This window comes from Clavibacter sp. AC415 (genome assembly GCF_979252985.1).
In genome coordinates this window covers 107187-123557 of the sequence record NZ_CEEDAR010000015.1, presented here as the reverse complement: position 1 = coordinate 123557, position 16371 = coordinate 107187, and the positions used below count along the sequence as shown (strand labels likewise).

Genomic DNA, 16371 nt, shown 5'->3' with positions numbered 1-16371 from the left:
AGGATGTCGTTGCGCGTGTCGCAGCCGTCCCGGTCGACGTCGTACCAGGGCTCGCCGAAGAGGTCGCGGTCGTAGCGGACGGCGGCCCGGTCGTCGTCCTCGCGGAGGGCCGACAGGACCCCGCGCGCCGCCGAGCCGGGCGGATCGGGCGCGGCCGACGGCGGGGGCGGCGCCGTCGTGCGCGCGGGTGCCGTCGCGGGTCCGGACGGGATGGTCGTGCGCGTCGACGGCTCCGCGACGGGGAGCGCGGGCGAGGACGCGTCGTCGGGGCCGGCCGCGCCGCCGACGACCGCGGACACGACCACCGCGACGACGGACGCCGCGACGACCACCGCGGCCGCCGCGATCGCGATCCGGCGCCGGGCGCGGGACCTCGCACCCGGCGTGCCCGGCGCACCCGGCGTGCCCGGCGCACCCGGCGTGCCCGGCGCACGCGGCGCCGGTCTCGGCGCACCCCTGACGGGCCGCCCGCGCGCGACGGCGGGCCGGGCGGCGGACGGGGACCCCCCGGGGTCGCGGAGGCGGGGGAGGCGGCGCGCTCACGCGCTCAGACGCCCGTGTCCGGGGCGTCCGTCGACAGCGGCGCGGTCGGCGCAGACCGGCGTCGGCCGTCCGCCTCCCACAGGCGAATGGCGGCCTTCGGTACCGGCCCGACGACGTCGACGCGCCAGGCCAGGTCCACGGCCGCGCCGGTGGCGGCCGTGACGGGGACGACGTGCAGGTCGGCGTCGCGGGATCCGGAGACGCGGTCGCGCAGCCGCTCCGGGATCACCAGGAACGACGTCACCCGCTCGTGGTGGCGCTCCGGGAGCCGCAGGTCCGTCAGCGACGACACGCTGAGCGGCGTCATCGGGTCGGATGCGCGCGACAGCGACGTGAGCAGGAAGTCGTCCCACGGCACGTCCTCGGCGATGGCGCGGCCGTGGTCGCCGGACCGGCGGAGGACGTCGAGCGGGTTGGACCCGACGGGCCGCACCTTCGGCCGCCCGGTCTCCTGCTCCTCGCGCTGCGACGCCCGCACGAGGTCCACCAGCCGCGGGGTCGCGACGCGGGTGAGGAGGGCCTCGTCGTCGAGCGCGCGCAGCAGCATCTGCCGGGTGTGGTTCGACGCGTGCGGCAGGTCCTCGTCGAGCGCGCGGAGGCTGAAGCCCTGGCGCGCCCCGTTGTCGGCCGCCATCTCCTGCACGAGCGCCTCGAACGCGTCATGCCGCCAGCCCTTCCGCAGCAGGTGCCCGGCCATGGAGCTGCGCATGCGGAGCGTGGAGGCGCTCTCGCTGTCGTCGATGGTGGCGATCCGGGTGGCGAACGGCATGGCGCCCCGGACCACGTCGAAGTGGTCGCGCTCGCTCCAGGCGGCGGGCACGTGCCAGGGCCGGTGGATGGCAGTGGACAGGAGCGTCACCCACTCGACCGCCTGCTTGTGCAGGGAGCGCAGCCGAGCCCCCTCCTCGCGGGCGCGCCGGGCGCGGGCGCCGAGCTGCCGCAGCTTCGCGCGCTCGACGTCGATGCGCCGCTCGAACGCCGACCAGCCCGCGTGGTAGCGCACGAGCGCCCCGAGCACGACCGCGACGACGACGGCGAGCACCGCGGCGAGCGCCCACAGCACGATGCGCTGCCAGGCGCCGTACTGTGCGTCCGGATCCCGCACGGCCGCGTCCGCGAGCCCGCGGAGGATGCCGAGGCCCAGGGCGCCGAGCACCGCGGCGACGATCACCGTGATGAGCACCGTGCGGTGGAACGTGCGTCGGAGGCGGAGGAGCGTCCCCGGCTCGAAGGGCGCGACGGCGCCGATCTCGCGGACGAGCCGGGCGACGAGCAGGTCGGCGCTGCGGCGCTCGTCGGCGAGGCGCCCGAGGAGGCGCCACACGAACGAGTGGCTCTGCGCGGCGGCCCACTTCGTCGTACGAGTCGAGGGCGGCCGTGCGGGACTCGCGGGCCGCGCGGCGGCGCGCCTCCTCGGCGGCCGCGATCGCCGCCAGCCGGGCGGGGGATCCGCGCCTCGGGCGTCGCGACGGGCGGAGCGGCCACGGCGGCCGGGTCCCCGTCGACGCCCCGGGCCGCGGCGGTCGCGCTGTCGTCGGCGGTCGCGCCGTCCGCGGCGGTCGCGTCGTCGCCGGCGGGCGGGCCGTCCCCGGCGGGATCGGATGCCGGATCCGTCTCCGGCACCAGCTCGGGCGGCAGGGAGTCGGCGGCGGCGACCCACGCGCCGAGGCGGGCGCGCGGGTCCTCCAGCGCCACGGCGTACCAGTCGATCGATGCGGGGAAGTCCGGCGGCACGTCGCGGTCGATCGGACAGCCACGGCTCGCCGGGGAGGGCGAGCACGTCCGACACGCGTCCGAACACGGGCACCTGGCCCTCCACCGGGGCGAAGCCCGCGGAGCTCAGGTCCGCGCTGCCGTCGAGGGATCCGAACACCAGCTCGCGGAGGCCCGCCCAGAGCCGCGGGGTGGTCCTGCACGCTCGCGAGGCCCGCGGGGGACAGACGCCTCGGCGCGCGCCGTCCGCTCGGCCTCGAGGAGGTGCCGGGACTGCTCGATGACCTGCCGGTCGCGGATGTCGAGGACCTCCGCGTACGACGGGCCCGACACCGCGGATCCGTCCTCCGTGTGCAGCGTCCGCGTGAGCGTCCGATGGGCGCGGGGAGCTGATCCACCGCCAGGTCCACCACGGCATCTGGCCGAGCTTGGCGCCGGAGAAGACGAGGAAGCGCCACAGCGTCATCCAGAACCCGAAGCGGCGCCGGGGCGGATCCTGGGCCTCGGCGGGGGCGTCGAAGGCGAGCAGCCCGTCGTCCAGCGCCATGGCCCCGTCGACCATGCGGTCGACGTACGCGGTGATCTGCGACGGGTCGATGTACGCGGTCCCGCGCGGCGGCGGGCTGACGGACGGGTCGATGAGCAGGGAGCGCGGATCCGCGGCGCCCTGGAGGACGCCCGCCGCGATCCGCTGGCCGAGCGACTCGGTGAGGACCGCGTTGAGGAACACGCGGGACACGTAGACGCCGTCGCTGCCGGAGGTCTGCCGCTCCATCAGCTCGAAGCTTCCGTCGGGAGCCCGGCCCAGCAGGCCGGCGACGCTCGCGAGGTGCATGAGCGTGAAGCCGACGAAGCGCTCGTCGTCGCGCACGAAGGCGTCGCCCGACCAGGGGCTCGACCGGTCCTCGGGCGAGGCGACGACCACGATCCCCGTCTCGCTGCTCGCCCAGTCGACGCGCTGGCGCAGCTGGAACCCGCTGGGCGCGCACACGAGGGTGACGTTGCTGAGCGTGGTGGTCTGCTCCCGGATGTTCGCGGCCGGGCTCGGCAGCGGCATGGACAGGCGCACGTACGAGCGGACGAGGTCCGCGATCGCGTCCTGCGCCTCGTCCACCTCGCGCGACAGCGTGGCCGCGCGCAGCTTCACGAGCCGGAGGACGGCGAGCTGCTCCTCCGCGAGGGCCTCGAAGAGGTCGACGCTCACGGCGAGGGGCGCGAGGTCCTCCCCGGTGCCGAGCACGATGGCGTCGATCCGGGGCGGCCCCTGCGTGGAGTCGCCCACGTTCTCGGGCATCACGTACAGCGCGGGGGACAGCAGGCCCATCCCCGTCCAGCGCTCCGCGAGGGCGAGGATGTCCTCGCCCTGCGTGCCGCTCGGGAGCAGGACGACGCTGGCCTTGGCGTCGCGCCAGAAGGGGTCCGACACGTCAGACCCCGCTGTCCTCGGGGACGGTGGAGGACGTGGAGGAGATCGAGCCGAGCGCAGCTCCTCGACGAACCCGTCCCGCATCTCCCACGTGACGGGGTACGAGTACACGGAGACGAGGTCGGCCTGGTGGACGACCTTGCGCTCGAAGCCGTCGAGCTCGGCGCTCAGGTAGCGCTGCACGGCGTCCCGGCGCGACTCGAGGGTCCCGGCGGCGTCGCCGGCCCGGGCGGCGGCCGGCTGGTCGGCGCCCGCGTCGAGCGCGCCGTGGCGGATCCCAGTCCCCGAGGGCGCGCGACGTGCCGCCCGACCCGCCGAGGGCCGCGAGCACCTGGTACGGGAGCAGGGGCTCGAGCGTGCCGGCGTTGTTGCTGAGCGCCATCGCGAGCGACAGCGACTCCAGCACCACGCCCGGGTAGTCGAGCGGCGGCACCTCCTCCTCGCCGCTGAGCAGCGGGTACGGGAAGTGCGCGACCGTGCGGCTGCGCGGATCCCACACCCCGAGCTTGGGGCCCTTCTCGCCGCGGTCGTCGTGCACCGAAAGCCGGCCGAGGGTCTTGGCGACGTACCAGCCGCGGATCATCGCGGAGATGACCGACGGGTCGGCCGGGATGGACTCGCCGAGCAGGCGCGAACCGCTTGAACTGCCAGAACGCGTCGCGGCTCGACGTGAGGTTGGACTGCTCGAGCCAGCCGCGCGTGATGGGCTCCATGACGGAGTCCATGACCACGGGCTCGTAGGGGAACCCGGACATCGCGAACACCTCGATCGAGTCGACGCGCTGGTCCTTGAACCAGGAGTCGCTCGTCGCGTCGTCCCAGACGCCCATCTGCGCGAGGACGCCCTTCGTGACGGCGTGCATCTTCGTGCCCTCGCGGAAGGGGATGGAGCTGAAGACGAGGCTCGTGCTCTCGTTGACGGCCTTGTCGTGGACCGTGCGGAGGAGGGCGGGGTTCAGCTTCACGCCGGCGGCTCGGCGGCGCCGAGCGCCGACTGCAGCTGCTCCCGGAAGCGCTCGCGGCGGGACGCGAACACGTCGGGGGCGAGGGCGTCCTCGTCGAAGAAGCTGCGGAGGTCCTCGCCGATGTAGGCGTTGAACGGGGTGCCGTCGCGCTTCATCCACTCGCGCGCGCGGGCGGCGTAGTGCTCGGGCTCGCTGGCGACCTCGAAGCGCGGGGTCTGGGCGGCACGCGACAGGTCGGCCTCGGCCGTCACCTTCGGCTTCCAGGCGCGGGGGTTCTCGATGAGGGACCACGGCAGGGCGTCGCCCCGGGTCCTCCTCGCCGAGGCGCGTGCCGACGAGCATGGTGCGGATCACCTCGAGCACCGCGTCCTGGTACTTCGCCCGGCCGTCCACGGAGGCGAGGACGAGCCGCTCGAACTCCTCCGGGTAGTCGCCGGCGTCGAGCAGCAGGCGCTCGTTGGGCGCCGGGTAGTCTTCCGGGGCACGGTCGCGTCGACGCGCGTGGGCCAGAACTCGTAGTCGTTCTCCCGGTCGTCCGCGGTCTTCCGGGCGCTGACCCGCTGCCGGAGCGCGATGAGGGAGCCCTGCAGGTGCGCGGCGAGCGGCACGAGCAGCGTGTCGCGGAGCTCGGTGAGGAGACCGGCGGCCGAGTGGCGCAGCCGCGCCTCCGACTCCCACTCCAGGCCCTGCTGCAGCCGGGACAGCGCCTGGCGGAACGCGTCGCTGTCGGGACGGATCGACTGCTGGTTGATGGAGGTCCGCAGGTCGTCGGCGACGTAGCTGCGGAGGCCCTCGGTCCACTCGCGGTTCTGCCGCGACTCGGCCTCGAGCCCGCCGATGGTGCTCTGCAGCGCGCGCTCGAGGCGGCCCAGCATCGCCACGGCGACCGGGAGGCCCTGGCCCGCGACGTGCTCGCTCACGGTGGTGAGGATGTGGGCCGGCATGGTCCGGATCCACTCGTCGAGCCGGTGCTGGCGGGCGTCGCTGTCGCGCTGGAGCAGGCGCGGGCTGAGCGTGCCGTACGCGCTCATCAGGCGGTCGGTCCAGGTGGTGAGGTCGGCGCCGCCCGCGCGGTCGAGGGAGGCGGGATCGTTCAGCTGCTCGTCGGCGCGGCGGTACAGCTCGCCCAGCAGCGCGTCGAGCTCGGGGCGGTCGCGGAGGGCGTCGGTGACGTCGTTGTGCGCCTCCGTCTCCTCGTTGAGGCGGAGGTCGCGCAGGAACCGCTGGTACTCGCTGTCGGCCGTGCGCTCCACGTGCTCGCGCTCGGTCATGCGCTCGAGCATCGGGTCGTCCTCGGTGTGGGCGTAGAGCATGCGGTCGACGGCGGAGCGGGCGAGGCGCTCGGCGGCGTACTCGAGGAACCGCTCGCGGCCGAGCGTGACGCGGCCGAAGCCGATGGAGGAGAACGGCGGGGAGTTCCGGCCGGAGGGGGAGCGGAGGCCCGTGGTGTCGGGCAGCACGTTCGCGGCGGAGCGGGCCTGCCAGTTGCCGGAGGAGTACTGCACCATGTCGGCCTGCACGCGCTCGTCGGTGATCCACGCGGTGAGGCTCGTCGCGACCGCGTTGTAGACGGCGGTCTGGTCCTCGAACGTCACCTTGCTGTTGCTGCGCCCCACGATGAAGGGGTAGGCGGCGCCGACCCGGTCCATCGCCGACCCGTAGGAGGGGGCGACGCCCTGGGTGCGCAGGAGCTCGATGGTGGCGGGCGAGGGGGTGTCGGTCCAGTAGCCGTTCATCGTCTCCGCGATGGCCGCGAGCGCGTTGCCGGGCATGCCGGCCGTGACGCCGAGCTGGTCGAACACGTCGGGCGCGTAGAGGATGCTGAAGAACTCGTTCGCCCACTGGTACTGCTTCACGGTGGACTTCACGACCTCGATGACGTCGAGGAACTGGCCGGCGCCGGATCCGCCCGCGATGGACGAGATGGCGATGACCGTGGGACTGGTGTCGCCGCCGTCGTCGCGCGCGCCGAGGTGCGCCCCGAGGGTCTGCAGCTCGGCGAGGGCGGTCGCGTCGTTGAGGCGGTTGATGGCGTTCCGCGCCGCGGCCGCGATGTCCTTCGTCGCGGCGAGCGCGACCGCCCGGCCGACCGCGCGGTACTGGCCGGCGCCCTTGGTCACGTCCACCCGCACGAACCGCGGGTCGGGGAGCTGGCGGCCGATGTCGGCGGCGAGCTCCCGGTTCGTGGAGTGCGCGTTCGTGATGGTGCCGTGGATGATCTCGTACGTCGCCGCCGTGCTGACGAGCCCGCGGTAGTCCTGGCGCGGGAGGAACGGAGCGGGGAACTCGGTGCCGTCCTGCACCGTGGGGGTGTCGAAGTGCAGGAACTGCCAGGCGGCCGGGATCCCGTCCTTCCAGCCGAGCTGCTGCAGCTTCAGCTCCAGCTGGTACTTGATGCCGCGGAGCGTCTTGCCGCCGGAGCCGCCGACGCCGATGAGGAGGAACGGCTTGAGCATGAGGTGTCGCTTTCGTCGGTGGTGCGGTGCGCGGGTGCGCGGCGGGGGTGCGGGAGGCCGGTCGGGTCAGCGGGTGCGCGGCGGGGGCGGCGGCGGGGTGCCGGGGGGACGGCTCCCGGAGCTCCGGGCGGGCGGCGGCGGGGCGCCTCCGGCGGGCGGCGGCGGGGTGCGTCCAGGAGGCGGTGCGGAGGGTCCGGATGCAGGGCCGCGCCGGGGCGGCGGGGGCGGGGCGGACGGGCCGGACCCGGTGGCTCCCGGAGCGGGCGCGGCACCGGGCGCGGGCGGCGGCGTCGGCCGCGTGTCGCTCCGCGGGGCGGGTCCCCGGGCGCCCGTCGTCCCCGCGCCGTCCCCGCCGCGCGGGGTCCGGGCGGCGGCCGCGCGGCGCTCCGCCCGTCGCGCGCGCAGGGCGGTGACGGTCTCGTGCGCGGTCGGGGCGGCGTCCCGCTCGAGGTCGGCGATGCGGGTCGCGTACTGCCCGGCGTCCTCGGTCGTCACGTAGCGGTGGTAGAGCACGGCGGTGCCGGCGACGGGCTCCCCGGGACGGGACGCGTCGATCGCCGACTCCGTGGCCGTGATGGCCCAGAAGGCGTCGAGGGGGAGGGACGCGAAGCGGAGGGAGCCGTCGGCGCGACGGTCGCCGGTACGCGCGGACCCGGATCCGGTGCGTCCCGCGAGGACGACGCGGCCGGGCGGCGGGCCCACGCGGAACGTCGGCGCCCGCAGCGGCCAGAGCGGCACGACCGCCTTCAGGCCGCCGAGCTCGGCGTCCTCGAGGCTGCGCGCCTCCGCCTCCCGGATGTTCCCGGAACCGCTCGGCGACGCGGTCGGGCGCCTCCTCCACGGTCACGCCCGACTCGGAGATGCGCACCGGCACGACCGCGCGCTGGAACGAGCCCCGCATGGCGATGCGCGTCGTGACGAGGTTGAGCACCCACAGCGCGACGAGCGGGATCAGCACGCCCAGCAGGATGAGGGCGAGCGTCAGGCCCACCACCGCGCCCACGTTCACGGGGAAGGTCGAGCGGAACCCGACCGGCACGTCCTGCGGCACGGCGTCGCCCGCGCCCGAGGCCACGGACAGCGGGAGGGTCGCGGAGACGTCCGCGTCGGCGGGGGTGGGGTTCGCGGCGGTGACGGACAGCACGGTGCTGCCGCCCTGCGGCACCGTCACGCAGTCGTCGGCGGAGAGCGCGGTGCCGTCGGCGGCGGTGACCGTCCACGCGAAGGTGCCGGCGCGGTCGGCGTTGTCGCTCGTGATGGCGGGCTCGCCCGTGAGGCACACGGTGCCGTCGCCGCCCTCGGTCGGTCCCGTGATCGTCAGCTCGCCCGTCGCGAGGCCGTCGGCGCCCTCGAGGTCGGTGAGCCGCAGGGAACCGGCCGCGCTCGGGAACTGCCCGGGCAGGACGGTGCGGATGCGCTGCTGGGTGGTGACCGGGGCGAGCTGGACCGCGTGCGGCGAGGTGACGAGCGGATCCAGCGACGCGGTGACGAGGAGCTCCGACGCGCCCACGTCGTCGGGCAGCGGCAGCGTGACGGCCCCGGACGCCGCGTCGACCGCGGCGCCGTCGAGGGGCGAGGTCACGCCGTCGACCGTGTAGCTCCCCGAGAACGCGGCCGTCTCGAAGGCACGCAGGTCCGCGGGGCGGCCGTCGGCGCGCTCCACGCGCGCGGAGAGGGTCGCCTCCAGCGAGCCGTCGGCGCTCCGGGTCACCTCGTTGGCGTCGTCGAACACGATGCGCAGGTCGCTGAAGAAGTACACGTCCTCGACGCCGTCGGCGGTCAGCCGCCACTGGCCGGCGAGGGCGGGATCGGCGGCGTCCACCTCGACCAGGCGGGCGCCCGACGACTGCCGCACGGTCACCCCGGCGGGGAGGTCGGCCTCGGTGACGGTGCCGAGGCCGGAGCCGGCCGGGGCTTCGAGGGACCAGCCGTCGTCGGCCACGACGATCTGCACGCGCGAGACGCCCGCGTCGATCCAGAAGGAGCCGTCCGCGGCGAGCGGCTGCGGGTAGCCGCCCGCGATCCGGCTGCCGAGCTGGAGGAACACGGCGGCGAGGGCGTCCGGGTCGGAGGCGTCGACGACGGCACCGCGCACGGCCCCCTCGGGCGCCTCGGGCGGGCCGCACGCCACGGTCGACCCCTGGTACGGGCCGGATCCCTCCACGAGCGGGTACATCACCGCCGCCTGGTCCCGCGCGGCCCCGTCGGCGAGGAGGGTGCCGATCACGACGACGCCCGACTGGCGGAGCGCGGCGAGGAGGCCGTAGCCCTGGGGTGCGGCGCCCGAGGAGATGGGCCGTCCGCAGAGCGCGTTCACGGCGTCGGCGGTGGCGGACGCGTTCCCGAGGTCGATCCGGCCGTCCGTCATCCACAGCACCAGCTGGCACGCGGATCCCGCGCTCGGCTGGTCCTGCAGCTGCGCCTGCACGCCCTGCAGCGCTGCGAGCCAGTCGGTGTCGCCCGTGGGGCGCTTGTCGCGGATGGTCTGGCGGAGCCGGTCGGGGCTGCCGTCGTCGTACGCGGTCCAGCCGACGGCCGGCTGGAAGGCGGAGCTGAAGAACGCGGCGCCCCAGTTGACCGTGAGGTCGTCGCCGAGCGCCCCCAGCTCGGCCAGGCTCCCGCCGAGGATGTCGGCGCGGGCGACGTCCGGGTCGGAGCCCCGCCCGGTCGCGCCGCCGGAGCTGAGCGAGCCCGAGTTGTCGACCAGGTAGTACACGTTCAGGACGTCCGAGGAGGCGAGGCACGTGCGGAGGTCGTCGATGGCGCCGCGCCCGGTGTCGGAGAGCCCGGTGGCGCTCCCGCCGGCGGTCGCCTGCACGGCAGCCGTGGCGGCGGCGGTCCCCGGGCCATCGCCCCGGCCGTCTCCGTGGCGGAGGCGGCGGCGCCGGCGGCGAGGCTGCCCAGCGCGAGCGCCGCCGCGAGGACGCCCGCGGCGAGGCGGCGCATCACGACAGCCCCCACCACGCGGAGAGCGTCACGCTCAGGTTGACGGTGTGCCAGATGCCGAGCACGAGGCCGACCGCGATGAGGAGGCGCAGCTGCGTCGTGTAGTCGGGCCGGGGCGCGAAGTTGCGGTCGTCGCGCAGCCGGCGTCGCTGACCGACGACGTCGAGGCCGTAGGCGACGACGAGCAGGAGCGGGGTCGCGACGTAGCCCAGCAGCGGGATCCACCAGGCGCCCTCCTGCACGATCGGCAGGGCGACCGGGCCGAACGTCACCGGCACGCTCGCGAGGAGCGCTGCACCGACGGCGAGGGCGAGGCTGACGACGAGGAGCGCGTACCCGGCGATGAGGGGGACGGGGTCGGCCGTGCCCCGCCGGAGGCGGGTCGTCGACGGTCGAACGGCCATCGTCCTGCCTCTCGTCGTCGCCGCGGTCCTGTCGGGGAACGCGCGACAGCGTTTCCAGTATGGGAGGAATCCGGGTCCGGGCCCAAACGGTCGCAGGACGCGGACCGGCCGCATCCGCGGGGGAGCGGATGCGGCCGGTCGATGCGGAGCGTCGGAGGAGGGTGCGCGGGAGAGGGGTGCGCGGGAGCCGCGCGGCTCAGACCGCCGCGAGCCCCAGCGCCGCGAGGGCGCCGAACGCGACGCCCCAGACGACGATCGCGATCGTCTCCCAGAGGAGCACCGCGCGGGGGCGGGCGCCGAAGGAGACCATGGCGGCCGACGTGAAGTGCGTCGGCAGCAGGATCGGCCCGAGGAGGCTGACGCCCGGCACGCCGTAGCGGTCGAAGGTGCGCCGCACCTTCGCGCGGCGGGGCGTCTCCTCCTTCGCGCTGTCGCGGGTGAGGCGGGTGCGGGTCCGCGAGGCGACGAGCACGATGAGCGCGACCACGGCGGCGTTCCCGACCACGGCCGCGAGCACCGCGACCACGACGTGCTGGCCGCTGAGCACGCCCAGCACCGCCGCGAGCTCGACCTCGAGGAACGGGATCATCGCGGTCACCATGACCCCGAACCACCGGAGCACCTCGGGGAGGCCGGCCGTGAAGTCCTGCAGCGCCTCGATCATCCCTTCAGCGCCTCCTTCAGCTTCACGCGCGATCCGGTGCGGAGGAGCGAGTTGCTGTAGATGCGGGACCCGAGGGCGACCACCACCAGGGTCGTGGCGATGAGGACGACGAGCGACAGGATCGGCTCCCACCACTGCGCCTCGCCGAGGAACAGGCGCATCGGCATGCCCACCGGCGCCGAGAACGGCACGTACGACATGACCGTCATCACCACGGGGTTGTCGTTGAAGAAGATGACCGCGAAGTACGGGATCATCACGAGGTAGGTGACGGGGGCCGTGACGGCGCCCACGTCCTCCTGGCGGGACACGAGCGATGCGGCGGCCGCGAACAGCGACGCGAGCAGCACGAACCCGAACAGGAAGAACACGACGAACCACAGCACGGCCGGGCCGACGAGCGCGAGGAGCGCCGTCTGGTCGGTCACGAGGAGGCCGACGCCGGTCATCAGGGCGATGAGCGCGATCTGCGTGAACGCGAGGATGCTGTTGCCGAGCACCTTGCCCGCCAGCAGCGCCCGCACGGGGATGGTCGACATGAGCAGCTCCACCACGCGGGTCTGCTTCTCCTCCACGACGCTCTGGGCGATGATCTGCCCGAACGTGAGCGCCGAGATGAAGAACACGAGCCCGAACGCGATGGCCACCAGGTACGCGATGGCGGGGTTGGTGGTCGGCTCGTCGAGGAGCTCGACGCGCGGGGTCTCGGTGAGGGCGCTGACCACGCCGTCGGGGGCGGACTCGTCCCCGATCACGAGCACGCCCGCGTCGTCGGCGGCCTGGTCGTCGGGGACGACCGCGGCCTCCACGTCGCCGTCGCGCACCATCCCCCGCGCGTCCTCGACGCTGTCGGCGGGCACGCCCTCGAGCGACGGCGCGGCGGACACGGCCTGCTGGGCGGTGCCGACCACCGCGACGCGCGTCCGGTCCTCGTCCCCGCCGGCGTTGGCGACGAGGAAGCCGCTGACGACGATGGAGACGAGGATCCCGAGGAGCAGGATCGCGGTGCTGATGAGGAACGACTTGCTGCGCAGGCGCATGCGCACCTCGCGGCCCGTCACGAGCATCGTGGACTGGGCGAAGGACGGGACGGCGTTCCGGCCGGCCGTGCGTGCGGTGCTCACTGCACCACCTCCTGGAAGATCTCGCTGAGGGTCGGACGCCGGCGGGAGAAGCCCGTGACGGATCCGCGGGACACGGCCTCGGCGAGCACCCGCTGGCGGGCGTCGTCGTCGGCCTCGAAGAGCACGTAGCCGCCGTCGAACTCGACGACCTCGACGCCGGGCACGTCGCGCACCCAGCCGCCGTCGCCGTCGATGACGAGCTCCGTGAGGGGGCGGCTGTGCTGGTCGCGCAGCTCCTCGCGGTCGCCCGACGCGCGGATCCGGCCCTCGGCGATGACGACCACGTCGTCGCAGAGGCGCTCCACGATGTCGAGCTGGTGCGAGCTGAAGAGCACGGGCACGCCCTGCGCGGCCCGCTCGGTGAGGACGCCGAGCACCGTCTCGACGGCGATCGGGTCGAGTCCGGAGAACGGCTCGTCGAGCACCAGCACCTCGGGGTCGTGCACGAGGCTCGCGGCGATCTGCGCGCGCTGCTGGTTGCCGAGGGAGAGCGACTCGATCGCGTCGTTCCGGCGCTCGCCGAGGCTGAGCCGGTCGAGCAGGCGATCGGTGCTGGCGGTCGCGTCGGCGGCGCTCATGCCGTGCAGGCGGCCGAGGTACACGATCTGCTCCTGCAGCTTCATCTTCGGGTACAGCCCACGCTCCTCCGGCATGTAGCCGAAGGTGCGGCGGCTCGTGGTGCCGAGGTCGCGGCCGTCCAGCGACACGGTGCCGGAGTCGGCGGTGAGCACGCCGAGCATGATGCGCATGGTGGTGGTCTTGCCGGCGCCGTTGCCGCCGACGAACCCGGTCAGCCTCCCCGGCTTCACGGTGAAGGACACGTCGTCGAGGACGCGGCGGTCCCCGAACGATCGTGTGACGTTGTGGACTTCGAGCACGGAGGGCCTCCTCGGTGGGCGTGGGTGATCCGTGCTGCTCACGCTAGGAGGGGAGGGGCGCCGGGCGAGTCCGCCGTCCGGGGGAACCCCGTGGGGGACGTGCCGGGCGGCTCCCTCCTCAGGTGGGCGAGCGGCGCCGGATCCGCAGCACGGCGTCGGCCGCGAGGATCGGGGTGCCGCGCGCGCGATCCTCCCGGGATGCCGTCGGCCGATCCGTCCATCTGCGTGCCGTCGCGAGCACAAGGGGCCCCTTGCCTATCGCTGCCAGCCCACCCTGGTCTACCTTCGTGACGTCCCCGCGGAAGCACCGGGACGTCGCGCGGTTCCTGCGGAGCAGGGGCTGGATCCTGAAGCGGCAGTGGGGCAGCCACGAGATGTGAGGGCCCGCGGACTCGGCCCTGACCTTCCCCGTCAGCCAGCACGGCGGCGAGGTCTCCCTCGGGATCATCCGGCAGCTCCGGGCGATCCTCCCCGACACCCCGAGAGAGTGGGACGACTGAGATGGACGAGACCCCCCGGCGCGTCCTGCGCGCTCGCGCCCACCGCGAGGGCGGCAGGTGGTGGACCATCACCATCCCCGAGCTCACGCAGCCGGGGCCGGACGGGACGACCGTGACCGCCGTCGGCGCGGCGGTCTCCGCTGCGAGCCTGGCCTCCGAGGCCCGTGACCTCGCCGCCGCGTGGCTGGACGTCGATCCCGGGGCCCTCCAGGTGCAGGTCGAGGTGGAGGTGCCCGCCGAGGTGCGTCGCCTGTGGGATGAGGGCGCCCGCGCGGAGGTCGAGGCCCGGGAGGCGGTGCGGCGCGCGGCGCTGCTCCGGCGCGAGGCCGTGCACCGGCTGCGCGAGCAGGGGTACACGCTGGGGGCCGCGGCCGCCGCCTTCTCCATCTCGTAACCAGCGCGCCCAGCAGCTCGCCGCGGAGGCGGGCGGCGGCGGCAGCCGCATCGCCTCCTAGCGGGGGATCCGACACGACCCCTCCCGTGACGGGGGCTCCGGTGCGGGCGAGTGGGGCGCGGACGCGCACGCCCCCGGAGGCGCGGCGCTCGTAGGGTCGGACCATGCGGATCCTCACCCCCGTCCAGGCCGTCGCCGACGGCACCGCCGCCGCGGGTCTCGTCCTGTTCGCGCTGCTCGCAACAGACCGGGGCAGCGCGCCGCTCGCGCTCGCCGGGCTCGCCCTCCTGGCGCTGTCGGCCGCCGTGCGCGTGTCCGCCCTCGTCGTCGCACGGCGGCGCCTGGCACGGGTCCCGCAGGGGCCGGGCGCCGGACGCGGCTGGGTCGTGGGGCTCTGGGTCGTCCAGTGCGCCGCCCTCGTCGCGGGCCTGGTGCTCGCGCACTCGTCCCTGGGCGAGGTCGCGGCCGCGGGCGTCGTCGGGCTGGCCGTGGCCCTCGCCTCGGCCGCGCTCGTGCGCACGGCCGCCCGTCGGGCCGGACGCGGCGCCGCGTTCGTCGACTCGGCCTCGGCGACCGCCTACGCGTAGGCGGCGGCGCCCGGGCCCGTGACGCCCGGCCGCACCGCGAACAGCATCCCCGCGCGCGGGTGGCGCGCCGAGTCCTCCGCCGAGTAGCCCTCCTGGGAGGTCGTGATCACGAGCACGTCGCGGTCGGGACCGACGAAGGCGCAGCTGGAGACCTGGGGTGCGTCCACGCGCACCGATCCGACGTGCTCGCCGGTCGGGGAGTAGCGGCGCACCTCGCCGCCGCCCCAGAGCGCGACCCAGAGGAAGCCCTCGTCGTCGACGCACATGCCGTCCGGGTGGCCGTCGGCGGGATCGATCTCGACCACCACCTCGGGATCCGCGAGGCCGCCCTCGTCGGTCACGCGGAAGCGGCGCACCTGCTGCGTGGTGGTGTCGATGTAGAGCATCTGCGACCCGTCGGCCGAGAACGCCGTGCCGTTCGAGATGGTGACGCCCTCGAGCACGGTCGTCGCGACGCCCCGGTCGAGGAGGTACAGCGCGCCCGCGCCGGGCGTCTTGTCGAAGGCCATGGACCCGGCCCAGAGGCGGCCGTGCGGATCCACCTCGCCGTCGTTCATGCGGCGGCGGATGCCGTCGGCCGGGAGGACGTCGGCCATCGGGATCAGCTCGCCGTCCGCCGTGAGGCGGACGAAGCCGTCGCGAGCGGCGAGCACGTGGCCGCCGTCCGCGTGCCGGACGACCGCTCCCAGGGGGCCGCCGACCTGCGTCTCCGTGACCGGACCCACCGTGAGGGACACGGGATCGAACGCGGCCTCGCGCAGGATCCCGAGGTACTGGTCCGCCCACAGCAGCGTCCCGCGCGCCGGGTCCCAGAGCGGCGCCTCCGCGTGCTCGGAGCGCACGGCATCGAGCGGCTGCGCCTTCCAGACGGTGACGGTCATCGGGTGCCGCCCGCGGCCGGGCCGGGCGTGCCGGCGGCGTCGGGCGTGCCGGTCGCGACGCCGTCGCGCGGCCCGCGCACGGGTGCCCCCTCGCCCTCGTAGGCGCGCTGCGGCATCTGCGTGGCGAGCTTGCCGCCGCTCACGTCCACGAGGGTGCCCGTGATGTAGCCGGCCCGGTCGCTCGCGAGGAACACCAGCAGGTCGGCCACGTCGTCGGGCCGCTCCCACCGGCGGATGCTGAGGGTGTCGAGCAGGCGGTCCTGCGCGGGCTCCGGCATCTCGGCGAAGCCGTTCATGGCCGTCGGGATCATGCCGGGCGCGTACGCGTTGACGGTGATGCCCCACGGTCCCAGCTCGCTCGCGAGCACGCGCGTGAACTGCACGACCGCGGCCTTCGACGCGCCGTACGCGGCCGCGCCGACGCTCGGGACGACGGCCGCGAACGACGCCGCGTTGATGATGCGCCCGCCTCCCGCCGCCTTCATGGCCGGGATGACGGCCTGCGAGAGCAGGAACACCCCGCCCACGTTCACGTCGAACGCGGCCTGCCAGCGCGCCGGCTCCAGCGTCTCGACCCGCCCCTCGACGTTGATGCCCGCGTTGTTGACGAGCACGTCGATGCGGCCCGCGGCCTCGAGCACCTCGGCGACCGCCGCCTGCACGGATGCCGGGTCGGTGACGTCGGCGACGATCCCCGTGAGCCCGTCGGGGAGCTCGCCCCCGAAGCGGAGGTCGAGGCCGAAGACCCGGCACCCCTCGGCCAGGAAGCGCTCCGCGAGCGCGCGGCCGATGCCCTGCGCGGCACCGGAGACGACGACGACCCTGTCGTGGAGGTCGATGAGCATGCGTGTTCCCCACAGTCCTAATAGCGTTTCCCTCAACGTAGGGGA

The 16371-nt window shown here is 74.9% G+C and carries 15 protein-coding genes; 4 read left to right on the top strand and 11 right to left on the bottom strand.

Annotated features, from left to right (window positions below):
* Positions 1-547 precede the first annotated feature (547 nt).
* From ACZ411_RS06950 to ACZ411_RS06930, 5 genes are all read right to left on the bottom strand, one after another.
* Entirely contained in the window at positions 548-3865 is a 3318-nt protein-coding gene (locus tag ACZ411_RS06950) for a hypothetical protein (protein ID WP_464169481.1), read from the bottom strand.
* Positions 3850-4647, bottom strand: coding sequence for a hypothetical protein (locus tag ACZ411_RS06945; protein ID WP_464169479.1), 798 nt, complete (start codon positions 4645-4647; stop codon positions 3850-3852). Before ACZ411_RS06945 ends, ACZ411_RS06950 begins: the two co-directional genes overlap by 16 nt.
* Complete coding sequence (locus tag ACZ411_RS06940) at positions 4644-4898, bottom strand: hypothetical protein (RefSeq protein WP_464169477.1); 255 nt, start codon at positions 4896-4898, stop codon at positions 4644-4646. The genes ACZ411_RS06945 and ACZ411_RS06940 overlap by 4 nt, the downstream gene beginning before the upstream one ends.
* Positions 4899-4997: 99 nt before the next feature.
* Positions 4998-7103: a tubulin-like doman-containing protein gene (locus tag ACZ411_RS06935; protein ID WP_464169475.1), complete on the bottom strand. Its 2106-nt coding sequence runs from the start codon at positions 7101-7103 to the stop codon at positions 4998-5000.
* A 66-nt stretch (positions 7104-7169) separates the two neighbouring features.
* Complete coding sequence (locus tag ACZ411_RS06930) at positions 7170-7841, bottom strand: hypothetical protein (protein WP_464169473.1); 672 nt, start codon at positions 7839-7841, stop codon at positions 7170-7172.
* Positions 7842-8002: 161 nt separating this feature from the next.
* Between ACZ411_RS06930 and ACZ411_RS06925 the strand changes: the two genes are divergently transcribed.
* On the top strand, positions 8003-8701 hold the full coding sequence (locus ACZ411_RS06925; RefSeq protein WP_464169471.1) for a hypothetical protein: 699 nt from the start codon (positions 8003-8005) through the stop codon (positions 8699-8701).
* Between the two features lie 135 nt (positions 8702-8836).
* Positions 8837-9115: a hypothetical protein gene (locus ACZ411_RS06920; RefSeq protein ID WP_464169469.1), complete on the top strand. Its 279-nt coding sequence runs from the start codon at positions 8837-8839 to the stop codon at positions 9113-9115.
* 933 nt (positions 9116-10048) lie between these two features.
* Here ACZ411_RS06920 and ACZ411_RS06915 read toward each other — a convergent pair.
* The 4 genes from ACZ411_RS06915 to ACZ411_RS06900 form a co-directional block, all read right to left on the bottom strand.
* On the bottom strand, positions 10049-10453 hold the full coding sequence (locus ACZ411_RS06915) for a hypothetical protein (RefSeq protein WP_094114885.1): 405 nt from the start codon (positions 10451-10453) through the stop codon (positions 10049-10051).
* A 196-nt stretch (positions 10454-10649) separates the two neighbouring features.
* Positions 10650-11117, bottom strand: a complete 468-nt coding sequence (locus ACZ411_RS06910; protein ID WP_104290989.1) for a small multi-drug export protein — start codon at positions 11115-11117, stop codon at positions 10650-10652.
* Positions 11114-12184, bottom strand: a complete 1071-nt coding sequence (locus ACZ411_RS06905; protein ID WP_094116879.1) for an ABC transporter permease — start codon at positions 12182-12184, stop codon at positions 11114-11116. Before ACZ411_RS06905 ends, ACZ411_RS06910 begins: the two co-directional genes overlap by 4 nt.
* A 53-nt stretch (positions 12185-12237) precedes the next feature.
* Positions 12238-13119, bottom strand: coding sequence for an ABC transporter ATP-binding protein (locus ACZ411_RS06900; protein ID WP_094114886.1), 882 nt, complete (start codon positions 13117-13119; stop codon positions 12238-12240).
* Between the two features lie 501 nt (positions 13120-13620).
* Between ACZ411_RS06900 and ACZ411_RS06895 the strand changes: the two genes are divergently transcribed.
* Entirely contained in the window at positions 13621-14013 is a 393-nt protein-coding gene (locus ACZ411_RS06895) for a hypothetical protein (protein WP_464169466.1), read from the top strand.
* Between the two features lie 164 nt (positions 14014-14177).
* Positions 14178-14600: a hypothetical protein gene (locus tag ACZ411_RS06890; RefSeq protein ID WP_464169464.1), complete on the top strand. Its 423-nt coding sequence runs from the start codon at positions 14178-14180 to the stop codon at positions 14598-14600.
* Here the strand turns inward: ACZ411_RS06890 and ACZ411_RS06885 are convergent.
* Together ACZ411_RS06885 and ACZ411_RS06880 are read right to left on the bottom strand one after the other, a co-directional pair.
* The gene (locus ACZ411_RS06885; RefSeq protein ID WP_464169462.1) at positions 14591-15481 is read right to left on the bottom strand and encodes an SMP-30/gluconolactonase/LRE family protein; all 891 of its coding nucleotides are present in this window, start codon (positions 15479-15481) and stop codon (positions 14591-14593) included. The genes ACZ411_RS06890 and ACZ411_RS06885 overlap by 10 nt on opposite strands.
* Positions 15478-16326 (bottom strand): SDR family NAD(P)-dependent oxidoreductase, encoded by an 849-nt coding sequence (locus tag ACZ411_RS06880; protein WP_464169460.1) that lies wholly within the window; start codon positions 16324-16326, stop codon positions 15478-15480. Before ACZ411_RS06880 ends, ACZ411_RS06885 begins: the two co-directional genes overlap by 4 nt.
* Between the last annotated feature and the right edge of the window lie 45 nt (positions 16327-16371).

Excerpts from the sequence above, each read along its gene's own strand:
- ACZ411_RS06935 (WP_464169475.1), bottom strand. The coding sequence starts at position 7,103 with ATGCTCAAGCCGTTCCTCCTCATCGGCGTCGGCGGCTCCGGCGGCAAG.
- ACZ411_RS06925 (WP_464169471.1), top strand. The coding sequence starts at position 8,003 with ATGGCGATGCGCGTCGTGACGAGGTTGAGCACCCACAGCGCGACGAGC.
- ACZ411_RS06920 (WP_464169469.1), top strand. The coding sequence starts at position 8,837 with ATGCGCAGGTCGCTGAAGAAGTACACGTCCTCGACGCCGTCGGCGGTC.
- ACZ411_RS06915 (WP_094114885.1), bottom strand. The coding sequence starts at position 10,453 with ATGGCCGTTCGACCGTCGACGACCCGCCTCCGGCGGGGCACGGCCGAC.
- ACZ411_RS06910 (WP_104290989.1), bottom strand. The coding sequence starts at position 11,117 with ATGATCGAGGCGCTGCAGGACTTCACGGCCGGCCTCCCCGAGGTGCTC.
- ACZ411_RS06905 (WP_094116879.1), bottom strand. The coding sequence starts at position 12,184 with ATGCTCGTGACGGGCCGCGAGGTGCGCATGCGCCTGCGCAGCAAGTCG.
- ACZ411_RS06895 (WP_464169466.1), top strand. The coding sequence starts at position 13,621 with ATGGACGAGACCCCCCGGCGCGTCCTGCGCGCTCGCGCCCACCGCGAG.
- ACZ411_RS06890 (WP_464169464.1), top strand. The coding sequence starts at position 14,178 with ATGCGGATCCTCACCCCCGTCCAGGCCGTCGCCGACGGCACCGCCGCC.
- ACZ411_RS06885 (WP_464169462.1), bottom strand. The coding sequence starts at position 15,481 with ATGACCGTCACCGTCTGGAAGGCGCAGCCGCTCGATGCCGTGCGCTCC.
- ACZ411_RS06880 (WP_464169460.1), bottom strand. The coding sequence starts at position 16,326 with ATGCTCATCGACCTCCACGACAGGGTCGTCGTCGTCTCCGGTGCCGCG.